Origin of the sequence: Lysinibacillus sphaericus (assembly GCF_000600105.1) — a bacterium.
Taxonomy (GTDB): Bacteria; Bacillota; Bacilli; order Bacillales_A; family Planococcaceae; genus Lysinibacillus; species Lysinibacillus sphaericus.
The window spans coordinates 3,106,271-3,124,829 of the sequence record NZ_CP006837.1 but is presented as its reverse complement, the minus strand read 5'-3'; the positions used below and the strand labels follow the sequence as shown (position 1 = coordinate 3,124,829).

Below are 18,559 nucleotides of genomic sequence, written 5' to 3'. Positions count from 1 at the left end.
TACAAAGTCCTCGTCCCTTTTTGGGGATGAGGGCTTTTTTATGCGTATAAGCGGCTTCATATCGTAATTTTACACTATTAGAGGAGGAACTTTTCACATGAAAGCAGTAGAAATTCGCCGTATGTATTTAGAATTCTTTAAAGAAAAAGGACATCACCATGAACCATCAGCACCTCTTGTGCCAATTAATGACCCTTCATTACTTTGGATTAACTCGGGTGTAGCAACATTAAAACCTTATTTTGATGGTCGTATTATTCCTGATAATCCGCGTATTACGAATGCACAAAAATCGATTCGTACGAACGATATTGAAAACGTAGGGAAAACAGCACGTCACCATACATTCTTTGAAATGTTAGGTAACTTTTCTATTGGTGATTACTTCAAAAAAGAAGCAATTCATTACGCTTGGGAATTTTTAACGGATAAAAAGTGGATGGGCTTTGATCCTGAACTTTTATCGATTACCATCCACCCAGAAGACCAAGAAGCATATGACGTATGGCATAACGAAATTGGCATTCCAGAAGAACGTTTAATTCGATTAGAAGGGAATTTCTGGGATATTGGGGAAGGTCCATCTGGTCCAAACTCTGAAATTTTCTACGATCGTGGAGAAGAATATGGTGCAGATGAAAATGATCCAGAAATGTATCCTGGCGGAGAAAACGAACGTTATTTAGAAGTTTGGAACTTAGTGTTCTCTCAATTTAACCACAATCCTGATGGTACTTATACACCATTACCAAAGCAAAACATTGATACAGGGATGGGACTAGAACGTATTGTATCAGTTGTACAAAATGTTCCAACAAACTTTGATACGGATTTATTTATGCCAATCATTGAAAAAATTGAACAATTTGCCAATCGCAAATACAAGCGTCCTGGTGAAGTCTCGTTAAGTGAAATCTTCGGTTCAGAAGAAGACATTAATACACCATTCAAAGTGATTGCAGACCATATCCGTACTGTGGCATTTGCTATCGGGGATGGCGCTCTTCCTTCAAATGAAGGTCGTGGTTATGTATTGCGTCGTTTACTACGTCGTGCAGTACGTTACGCTAAACAAATTGGTATCGAAAAACCATTTATGTTTGAATTAGTACCAACAGTTGGACAAATTATGGTGGATTTCTACCCAGAAGTTACGGAGAAATGTGAATTTATCCAACGTGTGATTAAAAACGAGGAAATTCGTTTCCATGAAACATTAGATGGTGGTCTTGCTATTTTTAATGAAGTTGTAGAAGCACAAAAAGCAGCGGGTCATGATTATATTCCTGGAGCAGATGCATTCCGTCTTTACGACACATATGGCTTCCCAATCGAGTTAACAGAAGAATATGCAGAAGAAGTAGGCATGAAAGTGGATCATGAAGGATTCGAAGTGTCAATGAATGAACAACGTGAACGTGCGCGTGCAGCTCGTCAAGATGTGGATTCAATGCAAGTACAAAATGAAGTGCTAGCAAACTTAACCGTTGCAAGTGAATTTGTTGGCTATGATACATTATCAGTAGAAACGGAAGTTGCAGCAATGATTGTCAACGGACAAGTCGCGAAGGTCGCTTCAGAAGGTCAAGAAGCTTTAGTTGTCTTAGCAAAAACACCGTTCTACGCTGAAATGGGTGGACAGATTGCTGATAGTGGTGTAATTTCCAATGACGGCTTTACAGCAATCGTTAAGGATGTTCAAAAAGCACCAAATGGACAACCGTTACACACAGTTCTTGTTGAATCAGGTGAAATGCATGTTGAAGATGCAGTAAAAGCGGTAGTTAATCGCAGTGAACGTAATCTCATCATTAAAAACCATACAGCAACGCACATTATGCAACGTGCGTTAAAAGACGTATTAGGTGACCATGTTAACCAAGCGGGTTCTTATGTTGGCCCTGATCGATTACGCTTTGACTTCTCTCACTTCGGTCAAGTAACTAAAGAAGAGTTACAACAAATTGAACGTATTGTAAATGAAAAAGTGTGGGAAGATATTGAAGTCGTGATTGAAGAAAAGGCGATTGATGAAGCGAGAGCAATGGGAGCAATGGCATTATTCGGCGAAAAATACGGTGATATTGTGCGCGTCGTTTCCATTGGCGATTATTCAATCGAACTTTGTGGTGGTATCCATGTAAAACGTTCTTCTGAAATTGGCTTCTTTAAAATTGTATCAGAAGGTGGTATTGGCGCAGGAACGCGTCGTATCGAGGCTGTGACTGGAAAAGTGGCATATGAGGCGGTTAAAGAAGAAGAGGCGCTATTAAATGATGCAGCAGCATTATTAAAAGCAAATCCCAAAGATATTGTCACTAAAGTTCATGCGCTACAAGCAGACTACAAAGAATTACAACGTGAAAATGAAGGATTATCACAAAAAATTGCCAATGCACAAGCAGGTGCTATTGTAGATGCAGCCCAAACATTTGGTGATGTGACAGTACTTTCAACGAAAGTTGAAGCGAAAGACAATAACCAACTGCGTCAAATGATGGATGACCTAAAAGGTAAAATGACAAAAGCTGTTGTTGTCCTAGGTGCTATTGATGGCGATAAAGTCATGTTATGCGCAGGTGTAACGAAAGATTTAGTGGGTGGCAATTACCATGCAGGAAATATTGTGAAAATGGTGGCAGAAGCTTGTGGCGGTAAAGGCGGCGGTCGTCCAGATATGGCGATGGCAGGTGCTAAAGATGCTTCAAAACTTGATGAAGCGCTACTTTCTGTGTATGATTACGTTAAATCCATTTAATTAATACGTCAAATCGGTTATAATAAAGAGAAATCGGAGATGAGCTTCTTTGCACATCTCCTTATTTCTGAAAGCGAGGTGCTGGTCATGAGTTCATTTGATCAAACGATGAAATTTAATTTTCCAGAAGAATCAATGGAACAGGAAGTCAAGCAGGTAATGTTGAAAGTACATTCTTCATTAGAGGAAAAGGGATATAATCCTATCAATCAGATTGTCGGTTACTTACTTTCTGGTGATCCGGCGTATATTCCTCGCCATCAGGATGCTCGTAATTTAATTCGCAAGCTAGAGCGTGACGAAATTCTAGAAGAGCTTGTTAAATTTTATATTAAAAAGAATAACGAGGGCTAGAAATGAGAATTATGGGATTAGACGTTGGGTCGAAAACAGTCGGTGTTGCCATTAGTGATGCACTTGGCTGGACGGCTCAAGGTATTGAAACCGTAAAAATTGATGAAGCAAATGGCGAATTCGGCATCGACCGTATTGCTGAGCTAGTGAAGGAATATACTATCACTGAATTTGTTGTAGGATTCCCGAAAAACATGAATAATACGGTAGGACCACGTGGTGAAGCTTCTGAAAACTATAAAAAGTTATTAGAAGAGACATTTTCACTGCCGGTTAAACTTTGGGATGAGCGTTTAACGACGATGGCTGCCGAGCGCATGCTAATCGAAGCGGACGTAAGTCGCAAAAAACGCAAGCAAGTCATTGATAAAATGGCTGCTGTGATGATTTTACAAGGCTATTTAGATAGCAAAAACTAATTAATGAGGTGGCAAACATGGCTCACGAGCATAACCATGAAGAAGAATTACACGTACAACACATTACAGTGATTGACGAAAACGGAAACGAGCAACTTTGCGAAGTAATTCACGTACACGAGTCTCCTGAATTCGGTAAATCTTATGTATTTTACTCAATGGTAGGAGCAGAAGAAGATGAAGACGGCTCTGTAGAAATCTTCGTATCATCATTTGTACCTTCTGAAAACGGTGAAGATGGCGAATTAACACCGATTGAAACAGAAGCAGAGTGGGACATGGTAGAAGACGTTTTAAACGCTTTAGAGGACGAAGACGAAGAGTAATTGTTTTCATTTTAAAGTGTAAAGAACAAGGATGGCAAAAGCGGTCCTTGTTCTTTTTTTACGCCAATCAACTTGGACGTACAAGGGCAAGAACTAAAACAATCAGCTCATTTGTAAGGAGGAAGTTAAATGAACGAGGAAACACAAGAATTTATTATTATCGGAGAAAATGGTCAAGAGCAAACATGCCGAGTTGTATTTACATTTGATGCCGAGGAAAAATCATATGTATTGTTCTCACTGATAGATGAAAAGGGGCAAGAAATTCCTGGTGATGTTTCAGCCATGACATTCGATTATGATGATAACAGCGGGGAAATGATTAATTTGCAACCTGTGGAAACGGATGCTGAATGGGAAATGATTAATGAAGTTGTATTAACACTGTTAGATGAATTTCAGGAAGAACCACAGCTTATAACCGTGACGAATGAAGATGGCACAGATCAGGTGTGCGAGGTTATTCATACATTTGCTTCTGAACAATTTGGCAAATCATATGTACTTTATGTTGCTGTTTCAGACGAGCCAATGGAGGAGCGTGATATTTTCGCTGCCCAATATGTACCTGGACCAGATGGAACGATTGAGGACTTACTACCGATTGAAACAGATGCAGAATGGGAATTCGTAGAAGATATCTTAAATGACTTATAAAAAACATACTCAAAGTTATTGAACTGCCCCGTAAAAGTTAGACATCAATCTAACTTTTACAGGGGTTTTTTTTATATGAGTGCCAGTCACTCAAACAATTCAAATCATTTGCAACGATGTCTAATAGAAAATTTCTATCTGAAGCTAAAAAGGATTCTATCGTCCAACGAATATTGTGTTTAGTAGAGAGAAAAACGTGTGTAACATACAGAAAACAAGGGAATCTTCCCCTGCAAGATTACATAAAGATTGATGCATGGGAAAAACAAGAAAAAATAGCATTGACCAATTACAAGTAAACGGATAAGATTTGTTGTAATAAAAAAGAAAATTTCAAATAGTTTATTTTAAGAGAATTATTCAACTGTACATGAAATGCTCTATATTTATTTGCAATTAAACCAAGTAAATTAATAAAAATAGGAGGATATAATATGAAAAAATTATGGTTATGGTTTGCTAGCGTGTTAATCATTGTCCTTGCTGGCTGTACAGATTCGAAGCAGGTAAAACAAGACGACGTTGTTACATTAAATGTAGGGGCTGCAAGTGTTCCTCATGCGGAAGTATTAGAATATTTAGCGGAAGATCTTGCACAAGATGGTGTGAAGTTAAACATTTCCATATTAAAAGATGCTGTCCAAACCAATCAACAAACAGCGGACGGTGAACTTGATTTCAACTATTTTCAGCACATTCCGTTTTTAGAACAGACGAATAAAGAAAGTAATCTAGATTTGGTAAGTGTCAAAGGTATTCACATTGAGCCATTCGGAGTCTATTCAAAAACAATTCACGATATTAAGGATTTACCACAAAATGCAAAAGTAGCTGTGCCAAATGACATTGTCAATTTTTCACGCGCATTACTACTGTTTGAACATAATGACCTTATCCAATTAGATGATGCAAAGGACAGTGATTTCACAGTTGAGGATATTACAAAAAATGAAAAGAACATTCAGTTTATAGGTGTTGATCCATTGTTATTAGTGCGCTCATTAGATGATGTAGACGCGTCTGCTATCAATACGAATTACGCATTAGAAGGAGGTTATAATCCACTCGAGGATGCACTTATTATGGAAGGGCCGGAGTCACCTTATGTCAATATTATTGCAACGACGAAAGAAAAACAGCAAGATGCTGCCATTCAAAAAGTAGTGAAATGGCTGACAAGTGAAAAGGCGAGAAAATTTTTTGAAGATCAATATAAAGGGGCTGTCGTTCCAGTATTTTAGCATGTTGAACAGATTATACGGATTCAAGTGCATAGGAGGGAAATCTGAATGATTGAATTTATAAATACGACGAAGGAATTTCATGTTGGGCAAGCGACTGTGAAGGCGTTAAATCACATTAATTTAACTATTCAGAAAGGCGATATATTTGGCGTAATTGGTTTTAGCGGTGCTGGGAAAAGTACTTTACTTCGCACAGTGAATTTATTAGAAGAGCCGACATCTGGTGAAGTGCTTGTCAATGGTAAAAATTTAACCAAACTAAGCAAAAAACAATTGCGGGAGGAAAAGAAAAATATTGGAATGATTTTTCAACACTTTAATCTCCTCCACTCTAAAACGGTTTTTGATAATGTGGCAATGCCTTTAGTGTTAAGTGGTGCTAACAAATCGAAAATAGCAGCTCAAGTGCAAGAGGTCTTAACATTTGTCGGCTTGCAAGATAAGGCGCATCGCTTTATTGATGAATTATCAGGTGGTCAAAAGCAACGTGTAGGGATTGCAAGAGCATTAATTACAAAGCCGACAATTTTATTATGCGATGAAGCGACATCTGCTCTGGACCCCCAAACGACAAAATCTATTTTAGCGTTGCTCAAGCGTGTCAATAGTGAATATGGCATTACCATTTTGATGATTACACATGAAATGGAAGTGATTCGAGATATATGTAATCGTGTGGCGGTAATGGAGAACGGGCAAATAATAGAAGAAGACAATGTCCTACACATTTTTTCTGCACCAAAGCAAGACACAACGAAAAACTTTGTGCAATCAGTTGTTCGAAATGAAATACCGCAATCTGTTTATGAGCAATTGAATGTCATCGATGGTTCGAAACGAATTTACAATATGAAATTTATTGGGGTGGATGTCGGTCAGCCTGTTGTATCACAAGTAGCCAAGAAATTCGCGGTCGATGTCAATGTACTATTTGGCAATATTACGGAGCTACAAGGCATTCCATTCGGTCATTTAATTGTAGAGCTAGTGGGTTCAGCACCGGAGATTCAAAAGGCGTTTTTATATATTCAAAGTAAAAATATTCATATGGAGGAGGTCGTTGCACATGAAGGTGAGCACACAGATTATCATCGACGCACTGTTGGATACGCTGTACATGGTTAGCATTTCATTAATTTTTGGCGCTATTTTAGGGTTTATATTAGGCATCGTTTTAGTTGTTACGCGCAAAGGGCACATACTTGAAAATAAAATTATTTTCTCGATTGTCAATCCAGTTGTCAATACGTTACGATCTATTCCTTTCATTATTTTATTAGTAGCTATCATTCCATTTACACGTCTACTTGTTGGGACAGCGATTGGCACAACTGCTGCTATCGTACCACTTGTCTTGCATATTGGACCGTATATTTCAAGATTAATTGAAAATTCTCTGCTTGAGGTAGATGAAGGCATCATTGAAGCGGCAAAAGCAATGGGAGCTTCTCCATTTCAAATTATTCATAAGTTTTTACTTCCTGAAGCCTTTCCATCTTTAATTTTAAGCGTCACAACAGCAACGATTGGACTTATCGGGGCAACAGCAATGGCAGGAGCAGTTGGTGGAGGAGGTCTTGGGGATGTTGCCATAACTTATGGCTACCAACGCTTTGATAATGTAACCATTCTCGTGACAGTTGTACTATTAGTCGTTGTTGTTCAAATTATTCAAAGTATCGGCAATACCATTGAAAGAAAGCTGCGAAGAGTAGCTTAAAAGGAGAGCTAGCAATGAAGAAAATACAGTATATTATCGGACTCTTGTCATTATTATTTTTACTTGTAGCATGTACAAAAGCTGAGGAAAACGATGTTGTGAAGGTTGGCATTCGCAGCTCGGAAATCAAAACGTGGGAATATATAAAAGAACAAGCAACAAAGGAACATATACATTTAGAATTAGTGACATTTTCGGCACAGTATGATCCCAATCAAGCATTAGCAGAAGGTGAAGTCGATATAAATGCTTTCCAACATGTCGCATATTTAAATTTATTTAATAAGAATAACGGCACAGATTTACAAGCGATTGGCACAACGATTATGGCGCCCATCGGCTTGTATTCGAACAAATACAAACGGATAGAAGAGATAAAGGATGGGGCCAAAATTGCAGTGCCAAATGATCCTTCTAATTGGGGGCGAGCATTGTTACTGCTGCAAGAATATGACCTGTTAACGGTTACCGATAATTTTGATGGCAATGGAGGCGAAGATCGTATACAAGACAATCCTAAAAATTTAACGATTGTGCCCGTAGATGGGGCGACGACGCCTCGTGTCATGGAGGATACTGATTTTGCGGTTATTAATAATGGAGTAGCTGTTGAAGCAGGTTTGCTTTTAAAGGATGCGATTATTCATGAAAATGAAACAGCAAAGCCTTTTATTAATGTCATAGTGGCAAAGCCTGAAGATAAGGACAACGCAAAATTGAAAAAAATTGTGGAGATATATCAGCGTAAAGAAACAGCAGATTTTGTCTCTAACATTTCAAAGGGGAACTATATTCCTGTCAACATGCCATTGGATGAACTAGCAACATGGAAGACGTTTTATTCATATTAAAAGGAGAGATGATGAAAAATGGCGGAGAACAAACAATTAAAGTTAGCTTTATATTTAATCGGGGCAGGCATGCATGTTGCGGCATGGAAGCATCCTTTAGCGCAGGTTGATGCAAGCATTGATATAAAAGCATTACAAAAAGTAGCAAAACTTGCCGAAAAAGGTAAATTCGACATGGCCTTTGTGGCGGATAGTTTAGCCATTAATCACGAATCCCATCCACATATTTTAAATCGTTTTGACCCACTGATTCAAATTACAGCGCTAGCTGCAGCGACATCCAAAATAGGGCTTGGTGCAACAGCTTCGACTACTTACAGTGAACCGTATGTATTAGCAAGACAATTAATGTCCATTGATCATATCAGCAATGGACGTGTTGCATGGAATTTAGTGACAACGGCAGATGCAACCGGCCAAACAGCTTTAAACTTTAGTCGTGATCAGCATTGGGAGCATGACCATCGCTACGAACGAGCAGAAGAATTTATTGATGTCGTGCAATCATTATGGGATTCTTGGGAAGATGATGCCTTTATCTATGATCGTGAAAATAATATTTTTTATGACCAAGAGAAAGTACATGAAACAGCATTTAAAGGTAAATATTTATCTGTGAAAGGTCCGCTAAACATTGCGCGTTCGATACAAGGGCAACCCGTTATTGTTGAGGCCGGAGCATCTAAGCCAGGGCAAAAATTAGCTGCACGAACAGCGGAAGTTGTTTTTGTCCATTGGGATGATATCGAAAAAGCCAAAGCACATTATCGCACTTTAAAGGCACAGCTAGCGTCGTTCGGTCGAACGGAGGAGGAGTTGCTTGTTTTACAAGGAATCTCGCCCATAGTAGCTGATACTGAGGAAGAAGCCATTCGTCAATACAATGAATTGCAATCATTGATAGACCCATATGAGAGCTTGAAGTTTGTTTCAGGTTATATGGGCAATGTTGATTTTTCAAAGTATTCGCTAGATACGCCAGCTATTGAAGTTGAGTTTCCTGCTGTCAACAGTATTCAAAGCCATTTTGACGAGCATTTAGAGATTATTAAAAAAGAAAATTTAAAGGTCGGTGAGTTGTATGCCCGCCTGTTTGGACCTGCTAAACGTGATGCCTTTGTTGGAACAGCGGTACAAATTGCTGACGAAATGGAACGATGGTTGAAGGAGGGGGCAGCTGATGGATTTATGCTGCAATTTCCGTTGTTACCACGTGATTTAGAAAACTTTGTAGAGAAGGTTGTACCAATATTACAAGAGCGTGGCATCTATCGTGAAGATTATACAGGGACAACATTGCGTGAACATTTAGGGCTAAAGAAACCTCAAAACCGATTTACGAAAAGTAAGGTGATCGATTAATGCGTGATGTTTTTATCCGGAATGAGCGAGAACAACAGCTCGTTCAATATGCTCGTAAACTTGCTGGGCAAATTGAAGAAACAGCTGCTATTTATGATGAAAGTGGTGCGTTTCCTTTTGACCATTTTAAATTGTTGGAGGAGGCAGGGTATTTTCGATTGACTGTACCGAAAAAATACGGCGGCGAGGAAATCTCTCTCTATGAAATGCTATTAGTGCAAGAGCAGCTTGCTAAAGGAGATGGGTCAACTGCTTTAGCGGTTGGCTGGCACTTATTAACGTTTTTAAATGTAAGAGAAGCGAAGTTGTGGCCGCAGCATATTTTTGCAGAACTAAGTCGTAAAGCTGTGGAGGAAGGTTCCCTGTTAAATATTATTAATAGTGAACGAGGAAAGGGCAATATTTCACGGGGTAGTTTGCCTGGCACGACTGCCAAAAAAGTTCCAGGTGGTTATATCATTACCGGCGAGAAAGCTTTTGCTTCACTAGCACCAATTTTAAAGCAATTCACGATTATTGCATATTTAGAAGATGAAAATGTAACTGCCGAGTTTCTTATGACAAAAAATGAGCAGGTTGAAGTGGTGAACACGTGGGATGCAATGGGCATGCGAGCAACAGGTAGTCATGATATCATTTTCCACGATACTTTTGTGCCAGATGAGGCATTATTATATCGTCACCGTCCGAATGAAGTGAATCGATTTTTAGCAGATGGACGTGTCTATTCTTTAGAAATTCCTGCGGTCTATTTAGGAATTGCAGGTGCGGCGAGGGATTATGTAGTCGAGTTTGCGAAAAATACGTATTCTTATAGCTTGGAAAATACAATTGCACACGCTAGCCATGTGCAACAAAAGATTGGAGAAATAGAGGTGTTGTATCAAACAGCACGTCGTACGCTTTACAGTATTGCTGCACAAGCAGAACAGCACCCGACAGGTAAACAGGATTTAGCGCAGGATGTTAATATTGCAAAATATGTGATTTGTCAACATGCCATAGACATTGTGACGAAAGCGATGCAAGTTGTTGGAGGCCGAAGTTTGTCGAAGTCTAATAAATTGCAACGACTTTTTCGAGATGTTCAGTGTAGCCGCTTTAATCCACCAGCTGATGATGTTGTTATTGCTCAACTAGCGCAAGGTTTGTTAGTAGAAGAGAAAAAGCAAGGAGCGTTGCAATTATAAAGGTACAAATCTGCTAAAGAATGTATTAGCAGATTTTTTTATGTGTGCAATTTCTCCTGAATTGTCATTTCTGTTTGTCGAAAAAGTTGATTTCTAGTATGATATTGGATAGTGATAGGGGGGAAACCCGTGGATAACGGTTCTAAAAAACAAGAAATGTTTTCAAAAATGGAAGAAAAAAAATCTGAGGTAAAAATCGTGAGAAAAATCGTAGCTATTATAGCCATTACGTTTTTATTATTATTTGGCATTATCGGTTTAATTGGGTACAACTACGTTAAAAGTGCGCTTAAACCGGTGAATCCGGATGCGACGAAAACCATTGCTGTTGAAGTACCAATTGGCTCTAGTTTAAGTTCGATTTCGGCTTTGTTAGAGAAAAAGGGCATTATTAAAGATGCGAAAGTCTTTAAATATTACGCCAAGTTTAAAAATGAATCTCAATTCCAAGCAGGAAATTATGATTTAACCCAAGCGATGACATTGGACGAGCTGATTGAGAGTTTAAAAACAGGCAAGGTGTATCGTGAGCCAATCTTTACGATGACGATTCCAGAAGGTCTAACACTTGATCAGATAGGTAAAATCGTAGAAAAGAAAACACCTTATACTCAAAAAGAGTTTATGGATTTAGTAACAAGTGAAGCATTTGTTCAAAAAATGATGGCTAACTATCCAGAACTTATTACAGATGCGGTTTTAGCTGATAATATTCGCTATGACTTAGAAGGGTATTTATTCCCAGCAACATATTCTTATTTTGAAGAAAAACCTTCGTTAGAGTCAATTGTTGAAGAAATGATTGCAGCGATGAATAATGTAGTGAAAAATTATAGTGAAGTGTTAGTTGAAAAACAAATGTCAGTCCATCAACTTTTAACGTTTGCATCGTTATTAGAGGAAGAGGCAACAGCACAAACAGATCGTGAAACGATAGCGAGTGTATTCTATAATCGTATAGAGAAAGGCATGCCACTTCAAACAGACCCAACTGTTTTATATGCCCTTGGTTCACATAAAGATCGCGTATTGTATGAAGATTTAGAAGTGGAAAACGCTTATAATACTTACAAAAATAAAGGATTACCGCCAGGGCCAATTGCTGGTGCTGGGAAAACTTCGATTGAAGCAACGTTAAATCCGAGCAAAACCGATTATCTTTATTTCTTAGCAGATAAAGAAGGAGTTAACCACTTCTCAAAAACATATGATGAGCATTTGCAAAAGAAAGAACAATATATTAAGTAAATCTCAGTAATTTGAGGCAAATAAATAGCACAATAAAATAGATAGAAGGAAAGAAAAATAGCTTTCCTTCTATTTTCGTGCTATTATAAATTGTGATTTTTAATCAATTATACGTGGTGGCAATTGTTTCGTGCATATCGACTAACAATTGCTCATTTTTGTATGGCAAAGTACCAAGACATCACGTTTGGTCTTTTTCTTTTTGTAGCAAAGTGATGATGAAGTTTGGATAACGGGAGTGCTCGTTTCCTTTTAAATGAGGGTGAATTTTACAATGGAATTATCGGATGCATATATACAATCATTTATTCAACCACGTAATGACTTGCTTTTAGAAATGGAAGCATATGCGGAAGAAAATCATGTACCGATTATGCAGTTAGCTGGAATAGACGCACTGAATCAGTTGCTACGTATTCAAAATCCGGCAAAAATTTTAGAAATTGGCACGGCAATTGGTTACTCAGCAATACGGATGGCAGAGGCTTTGCCAAATGTGCAGATTGTTACGATCGAACGTGATGAAGAACGTGTCGCTCGTGCAAAAGCTTATATTGCAAGATCGACCGTGTCCAATCGTATTACGGTTATTGAGGGAGATGCTTTAGAGGTAGACGATAAGGCAATTCACACAACTTTTGATGCGGTTTTTATAGATGCAGCAAAAGGACAATACCAACGATTTTTCGAAAAATATGCCCCTCTTGTCAACTCGGGAGGCGTCTTGTATATCGATAATATGTATATGCATGGCTTGTCCGATTTGGACTTAAAAGACGTACCACGTCGCAAGCGCACAATGATTCGGAATTTAAAAAACTTTACCGATTGGATTATGCACCATCCTGACTATACAAGTGCATTTTTACCAGTGGGGGATGGCTTATTATTATGTTTGAAGAGGTGACGACTATGAAAAAACCTGAATTGCTTGTTACACCGCAATCAGTAGACCATGTAAAAGCACTGTTAACAGCTGGAGCTGATGCTTTTGTCATTGGGGAACAACAATTTGGTCTTCGTCTTGCAGGTGAATTTTCAGTGAGCGAAGTAGAAGAAGCAACGAAGCTAATACACGCAGCAGGCAAAAAGGTGTATGTTGCAGTGAATGCGCTTTTCCATAACGAAAAACTAGATGCATTAGGTGACTATTTAAAAGAAATGCAACGCATAGGTGTAGATCGTTTAATTTACGGCGACCCTGCGGTTATTATAGTGCGTCGCGAGCAAGGTGTAACCATTCCGTTGCACTGGAATCCGGAAACGACGGCTACCAACTGGTTTACTGCGAATTATTGGGGTAAACGTGGTGCAACACGTGCTGTGCTAGCGCGTGAGCTTTCATTAGATGAAGTAATAGAAATTAAAGAAAACGCAGAAGTAGAAGTGGAAGTACAAGTACACGGCATGACTTGTATGTTCCAATCGAAGCGTCCATTACTAGGTCATTATTTCTTATATCAAGATAAAGTAATGACAATTGAAAATCGTCAAGAAAACCGTAATATGTTCCTTCATGATGATGAGCGTAACAACAAATATCCAATTTATGAGGATGCAAATGGTACACATATTTTCAGTCCAAATGATATGTGCATTATTGATGAGCTAGGCGAGTTATTTGAAGCAGGCATCGATGCGCTAAAAATTGAAGGTGTTTTACAAACGCCGGAATATGTAGTGACAGTTACAGAAGCATATCGTCGAGCAATTGACACATATTTTGACGAATCAGAAGATGCATATGACGATATTAAAGATGATTTACTGGCTAAAATTGAAGAAATTCAACCTGCTATTCGACCACTCGATACGGGCTTTATCTTCAAGGAAACAGTTTACTAGGAGGTGGCAAGAACATGGCATTGGCATTAGAACAAAATGACAAAATCCGTGAAATGATAAACGGTAAACGCGTCATTACAAAAAAACCTGAACTACTTGCCCCTGCAGGTAGCTTAGAAAAACTAAAAGTAGCTGTCCATTATGGTGCGGACGCAGTATTTATCGGAGGTCGAGAATTCGGTCTTCGCTCAAACGCAGATAATTTTTCTATCGAAGATATGCGTGAAGGTGTAGAGTTTGCAAATAAGTATGGAGCAAAAATTTACGTGACAACGAATATTTTCGCTCATAATGAAAATATGGATGGTTTAGAGCAATATTTAAAGGATATTGAATCAGCAGGCGTTACTGGCATTATTGTAGCGGACCCACTTATTATCGAAACATGTCGTAGTGCTGCGCCGAAGCTAGAAATCCATCTTTCTACACAACAATCTTTATCAAACTGGAAAGCAGTACAGTATTGGAAAGAAGAAGGCTTACACCGCGTTGTTTTAGCACGTGAGGTTGGCGGCGAAGAAATGAAGCTAATGAAAGAAAAAGTCGATATCGAAATTGAAGCTTTCGTTCATGGCGCAATGTGTATCGCCTATTCAGGTCGTTGTGTGTTATCAAATCATATGACAGCACGTGACTCCAATCGTGGTGGCTGCTGCCAATCTTGTCGTTGGGATTATGATTTATACGAGTTGGAAGACGGCGAGGAAAAAGCGCTCTTTGATGACAATCATGCACCTTTTGCGATGAGTCCGAAAGATTTAAAGTTAATTGAAGCGATACCACATATGATAGAGCTTGGCATTGACTCATTAAAAGTCGAAGGCCGTATGAAATCGATTCACTATGTGGCAACAGTAGTTTCTGTCTATCGTAAAGTCATTGATGCGTATTGTGCAGACCCTGACAATTTTAAAATTAAACGGGAATGGCTAGAAGAGTTAGATAAATGTGCAAATCGTGACACTGCTGAGGCGTTCTTCCATGATGCACCAGGTCATGAAGAGCAAATGTTTGGCGTTCATGGTCGTAAAACAACCTATGAATTTGCAGGGCTTATTTTAGAGCATGATCCTGAAACAAAAATTGTAACGATGCAACAACGTAACTATTTTAAACCAGGTGATGAAGTAGAATTTTTTGGGCCAGAAATCGAAAATTTCCGCATTACAATGGGGGAAATTTGGGATGAGGATGGCAATAGCTTAGATGCGGCACGTCATCCATTGCAAATTGTTAAGTTTAAATGTGAGACACCACTTCAACCGCACAACATGATGCGAAAGGAGAATAATTAATGGCAATCAAGCGTCCAGTTGTCATCGGAATCGCTGGTGGCTCATGCTCAGGTAAAACGAGTGTGACCCGTGCTATTTATGATGTTTTCCGTGAGCATTCTGTCGTAGTAATTGAACAAGATTACTACTATAAAGATCAAAGTCATTTAACATTTGAAGAACGACTTGGAACGAATTATGACCATCCACTAGCGTTTGATAATGATTTATTGATTGAGCATATAAAAAAATTATTAAAGCGTCAGCCAATCGATAAGCCGGTTTATGACTATGTACAGCATACGCGTGCTAAGGAAGTTATCCATGTAGAGCCAGTAGATGTTATTATACTAGAAGGAATTTTAGTATTAGAGGATGCAGACTTACGTGGTTTAATGGACATCAAATTATTTGTTGATACGGATCCAGATTTACGTATTATTCGTCGTATTTTACGTGATATTAAAGAGCGTGGACGTACAACAGATTCTGTAATTGACCAGTACCTATCTGCAGTACGACCGATGCATAATATGTTTATTGAACCGACTAAACGTTATGCTGATATTATTATTCCTGAAGGTGGAGAGAATGGCGTAGCGATTGATTTGATGGTAACGAAAATTAAAACTATTCTTGAAACTGACAACGTATTGTAATAAGATAGAGTGGTATTGACAATATTTACATGCTTTATGAAGCATATTTTTGTAAGGCATGCATACTATTAGGTCAAAGTGTATTTTGAAATGGATTAAAAATAATAAAATTCGATTAAATGCATTTTTCAAAGCATTTGGTCGAGTTTTATGTTTTTATATTGATGAAATAAGGAGTGAAGTACTTTGTCAAACGAAAAACAGTACCCAATGACTGCAGAGGGTAAAAGAAAATTAGAAGAAGAATTAGTGAAATTAGAAACAGAAACGCGTAAAGAAATTGTAGAGCGTATTAAAATTGCACGTGACTTCGGAGACCTTTCTGAAAATGCCGAGTATGACTCAGCAAAAGAAGAGCAAGCCTTTTTAGAAGGACGTATTTCTACATTAAAATCAATGATTCGTAACGCAGTAATTATTACTGAAGATGAAACGGACAACAGTGTAGTTTCGCTTGGGAAAACGGTTACATTCGTAGAAATTATTAACGGTAAACCTTCTTCTGATGAAGAATCTTATACGATTGTTGGTTCTGCCGAGGCTGATCCAATGGAATTCCGAATCTCAAATGAATCACCAATTGCAAAAGGCTTACTTGGAAAAGCTGAAGGTGAAGAAGTAGTTGTACAAACACCTGGTGGTGAAATGAAAGTGAAAATTCTTTCAATTAAATAATCACAGATGTACAAGCAGTTAGCTCTTCTTTCTAGAGAAGAGCTAACTGTTTTTATTTTGCAAGTCGTGTGGAACTTGATAAAATATTGGCTAGAGAGGGGGAGACTTCATGGGTGAACGACAAACACGAAGCAGTCGTCATTTGCAGCCATCTCACAATAAAAAGCTAGATAAAATGTTAAATATTTTAATTGGCATTGTCATTATATTAATTGTGATAGTGGCAACGTATGTGTTTAAGTGGCAAGATGATGCACAAGAAACTGTTAAAGAGGAACCAGCTCAAGAGCAAAAGAACGATGACAGTGAGAAGGAACCTTCAAAAGAGGAAGACATAGCGAGTAACGACGAACAGTCACAAGATGAAGAACAGACGAAAGATACAGACGAGTCGAAAGAGGCAGAACAGCAACCAGAACAAAATACGGCAGTGGAAACGACGTCAGACAATCCTATTGTTGACCGTGTGGTGACAGATAAAAGCTGGAAACCTACGCCGACAACGCAAACTGGAGAGCATGTGTCATCCTACGATGATCAATCTGTAGATTGGGCAGAAAAAATTGCGACAGTGACAGCCGTTACTGGCATTACAAATGACAATCTGATTGTTTGGCGCTTGCAAAATAATGGTGGTGCCAATAAAGCCATTGCAACGGTTTCGACAAAAGATAAAAGTGAAAAGTATCGTGTCAGCATGGAATGGGTTGATAACGAAGGCTGGCTTCCTGTAAAACTAGAACAGTTGAATACATTAGAAGGTGCCTATTGACGAAAACTGCTGTTTTGATTATTTTTAAATCTATTGGGTAAAAACATAGCTCAATAGCACAATGTTTGGTGACTAGAGCCATTATCCGTAGGTTATGGAAACACGTCAACGGATATTGGGGTTTGCGGCGGGTGCTTGTTACAATACGGATGCCAAAGCCGACACATCGTTGTTTAATAGAGTTGGATAAAAGAAGGGGAGTAATGAATTCATGAAAATCGCAGTTATCGGTGCAATGGAAGAGGAAGTAGAGTTATTACGCGCATCTTTAGAAGGTGCTAATAGTACAACAATTGCTGGTAGTGAATACACAACAGGGACATATGAAGGAAAAGAAGTAGTGCTATTAAAAAGCGGTATTGGTAAAGTCAATGCGGCAATGTCAACAACAATTTTATTACATGAATTCAAACCAGATGTAGTCATTAATACAGGTTCTGCTGGGGGTTATGATGAGGCCCTTGAAGTTGGAGCCGTTGTTATTTCAGATGAAGTCCGTCATCATGATGTAGATGTTACAATTTTCGGTTATGAAATTGGTCAAATGGCAGGTATGCCTGCTGCTTTCCAATCAGATGAAAAATTAATAAAAGTTGCCGAAGAAGCTGTAAAAGCAGTTGGTGAACATCAATACGGTATTGGCTTAATTTGCTCTGGTGATGCCTTTATGAATGATCCGGTACGTGTGGAAGCAGTGCGTCAACATTTTCCTCAAATGAAAGCTGTTGAAATGGAAGCGGCAGCTGTTGCACAAGTATGCTATCAATTCGGTACACCTTTCGTAGTTATTCGTGCACTATCTGATATTGCTGGCAAAGAATCAAACATCAGCTTCGATGAGTTCTTACCAGTCGCTGCAAAACATTCAACACAAATTGTATTAAAAGCAATTACGGCTCTATAAATCTACATGTAATAGACAAAGTGAGCAGTGAAAAAAGTGAGAAAAATCACAGTCGTAAATAATCTTCAATGCTACAATGGCATTATATTCTCTTCATAGTTCGATGGGAGGTATTCATTATGCTATTTTTAACAGCAGGTGTCGTAATAATTACAATGTTAATCGGCACGCTTATTTCGGCAGATTTGACAGAAGCAACGCATTAATACTTTATAGAAAGCTCCTTTGTGGCTGTTAAAGTCAAAAAGGAGCTTTTTATTGTTCGAGGAACTAACGGACTCCTCAATGGACACCAGCCACG

19 protein-coding genes are annotated in these 18,559 nt (G+C 38.6%); all 19 read left to right on the top strand.

Going from position 1 to position 18,559, the window contains the following annotated elements:
• Positions 1–97: 97 nt before the first annotated feature.
• Positions 98–2,758: an alanine--tRNA ligase gene (gene alaS / locus T479_RS15020; protein WP_025220080.1), complete on the top strand. Its 2,661-nt coding sequence runs from the start codon at positions 98–100 to the stop codon at positions 2,756–2,758.
• A gap of 87 nt (positions 2,759–2,845) precedes the next feature.
• On the top strand, positions 2,846–3,112 hold the full coding sequence (locus tag T479_RS15015) for an IreB family regulatory phosphoprotein (RefSeq protein ID WP_024363117.1): 267 nt from the start codon (positions 2,846–2,848) through the stop codon (positions 3,110–3,112).
• Between the two features lie 2 nt (positions 3,113–3,114).
• Positions 3,115–3,531, top strand: a complete 417-nt coding sequence (ruvX, locus tag T479_RS15010) for a Holliday junction resolvase RuvX (protein ID WP_024363116.1) — start codon at positions 3,115–3,117, stop codon at positions 3,529–3,531.
• A gap of 17 nt (positions 3,532–3,548) precedes the next feature.
• Positions 3,549–3,857 carry a DUF1292 domain-containing protein gene (locus tag T479_RS15005; RefSeq protein WP_024363115.1) on the top strand — a complete coding sequence of 103 codons (309 nt, stop codon included), beginning with the start codon at positions 3,549–3,551 and terminating at the stop codon, positions 3,855–3,857.
• A gap of 129 nt (positions 3,858–3,986) precedes the next feature.
• Positions 3,987–4,514: a DUF1292 domain-containing protein gene (locus T479_RS15000; protein WP_025220079.1), complete on the top strand. Its 528-nt coding sequence runs from the start codon at positions 3,987–3,989 to the stop codon at positions 4,512–4,514.
• 434 nt (positions 4,515–4,948) lie between these two features.
• Positions 4,949–5,755 (top strand): MetQ/NlpA family ABC transporter substrate-binding protein, encoded by an 807-nt coding sequence (locus tag T479_RS14995; RefSeq protein WP_024363113.1) that lies wholly within the window; start codon positions 4,949–4,951, stop codon positions 5,753–5,755.
• A 48-nt stretch (positions 5,756–5,803) separates the two neighbouring features.
• Positions 5,804–6,883, top strand: a complete 1,080-nt coding sequence (locus tag T479_RS14990; protein WP_025220078.1) for a methionine ABC transporter ATP-binding protein — start codon at positions 5,804–5,806, stop codon at positions 6,881–6,883.
• Complete coding sequence (locus T479_RS14985; protein WP_025220077.1) at positions 6,825–7,478, top strand: methionine ABC transporter permease; 654 nt, start codon at positions 6,825–6,827, stop codon at positions 7,476–7,478. The genes T479_RS14990 and T479_RS14985 overlap by 59 nt, the downstream gene beginning before the upstream one ends.
• A gap of 14 nt (positions 7,479–7,492) precedes the next feature.
• The gene (locus T479_RS14980; protein ID WP_025220076.1) at positions 7,493–8,329 is read left to right on the top strand and encodes a MetQ/NlpA family ABC transporter substrate-binding protein; all 837 of its coding nucleotides are present in this window, start codon (positions 7,493–7,495) and stop codon (positions 8,327–8,329) included.
• 18 nt (positions 8,330–8,347) lie between these two features.
• Positions 8,348–9,691: an LLM class flavin-dependent oxidoreductase gene (locus T479_RS14975; protein WP_025220075.1), complete on the top strand. Its 1,344-nt coding sequence runs from the start codon at positions 8,348–8,350 to the stop codon at positions 9,689–9,691.
• Positions 9,691–10,881, top strand: coding sequence for an acyl-CoA dehydrogenase family protein (locus tag T479_RS14970; protein ID WP_025220074.1), 1,191 nt, complete (start codon positions 9,691–9,693; stop codon positions 10,879–10,881). Before T479_RS14975 ends, T479_RS14970 begins: the two co-directional genes overlap by 1 nt.
• Positions 10,882–11,010: 129 nt before the next feature.
• Entirely contained in the window at positions 11,011–12,129 is a 1,119-nt protein-coding gene (mltG, locus tag T479_RS14965; protein ID WP_024363107.1) for an endolytic transglycosylase MltG, read from the top strand.
• 274 nt (positions 12,130–12,403) lie between these two features.
• Entirely contained in the window at positions 12,404–13,036 is a 633-nt protein-coding gene (locus tag T479_RS14960; RefSeq protein ID WP_024363106.1) for an O-methyltransferase, read from the top strand.
• A 5-nt stretch (positions 13,037–13,041) separates the two neighbouring features.
• Positions 13,042–13,974: a peptidase U32 family protein gene (locus T479_RS14955; RefSeq protein WP_024363105.1), complete on the top strand. Its 933-nt coding sequence runs from the start codon at positions 13,042–13,044 to the stop codon at positions 13,972–13,974.
• Between the two features lie 14 nt (positions 13,975–13,988).
• Positions 13,989–15,269 (top strand): peptidase U32 family protein, encoded by a 1,281-nt coding sequence (locus tag T479_RS14950; protein WP_029747273.1) that lies wholly within the window; start codon positions 13,989–13,991, stop codon positions 15,267–15,269.
• Entirely contained in the window at positions 15,269–15,907 is a 639-nt protein-coding gene (udk, locus tag T479_RS14945) for a uridine kinase (RefSeq protein WP_024363103.1), read from the top strand. The genes T479_RS14950 and udk overlap by 1 nt, the downstream gene beginning before the upstream one ends.
• 186 nt (positions 15,908–16,093) lie before the next feature.
• On the top strand, positions 16,094–16,582 hold the full coding sequence (greA, locus tag T479_RS14940; RefSeq protein WP_024363102.1) for a transcription elongation factor GreA: 489 nt from the start codon (positions 16,094–16,096) through the stop codon (positions 16,580–16,582).
• A 109-nt stretch (positions 16,583–16,691) separates the two neighbouring features.
• A complete protein-coding gene (locus tag T479_RS14935) occupies positions 16,692–17,354 on the top strand; it encodes a YrrS family protein (protein WP_025220073.1) in 663 nt (220 codons plus the stop codon).
• Positions 17,355–17,565: 211 nt separating this feature from the next.
• Positions 17,566–18,258 (top strand): 5'-methylthioadenosine/S-adenosylhomocysteine nucleosidase, encoded by a 693-nt coding sequence (gene mtnN / locus T479_RS14930; protein ID WP_025220072.1) that lies wholly within the window; start codon positions 17,566–17,568, stop codon positions 18,256–18,258.
• Positions 18,259–18,559: the final 301 nt, after the last annotated feature.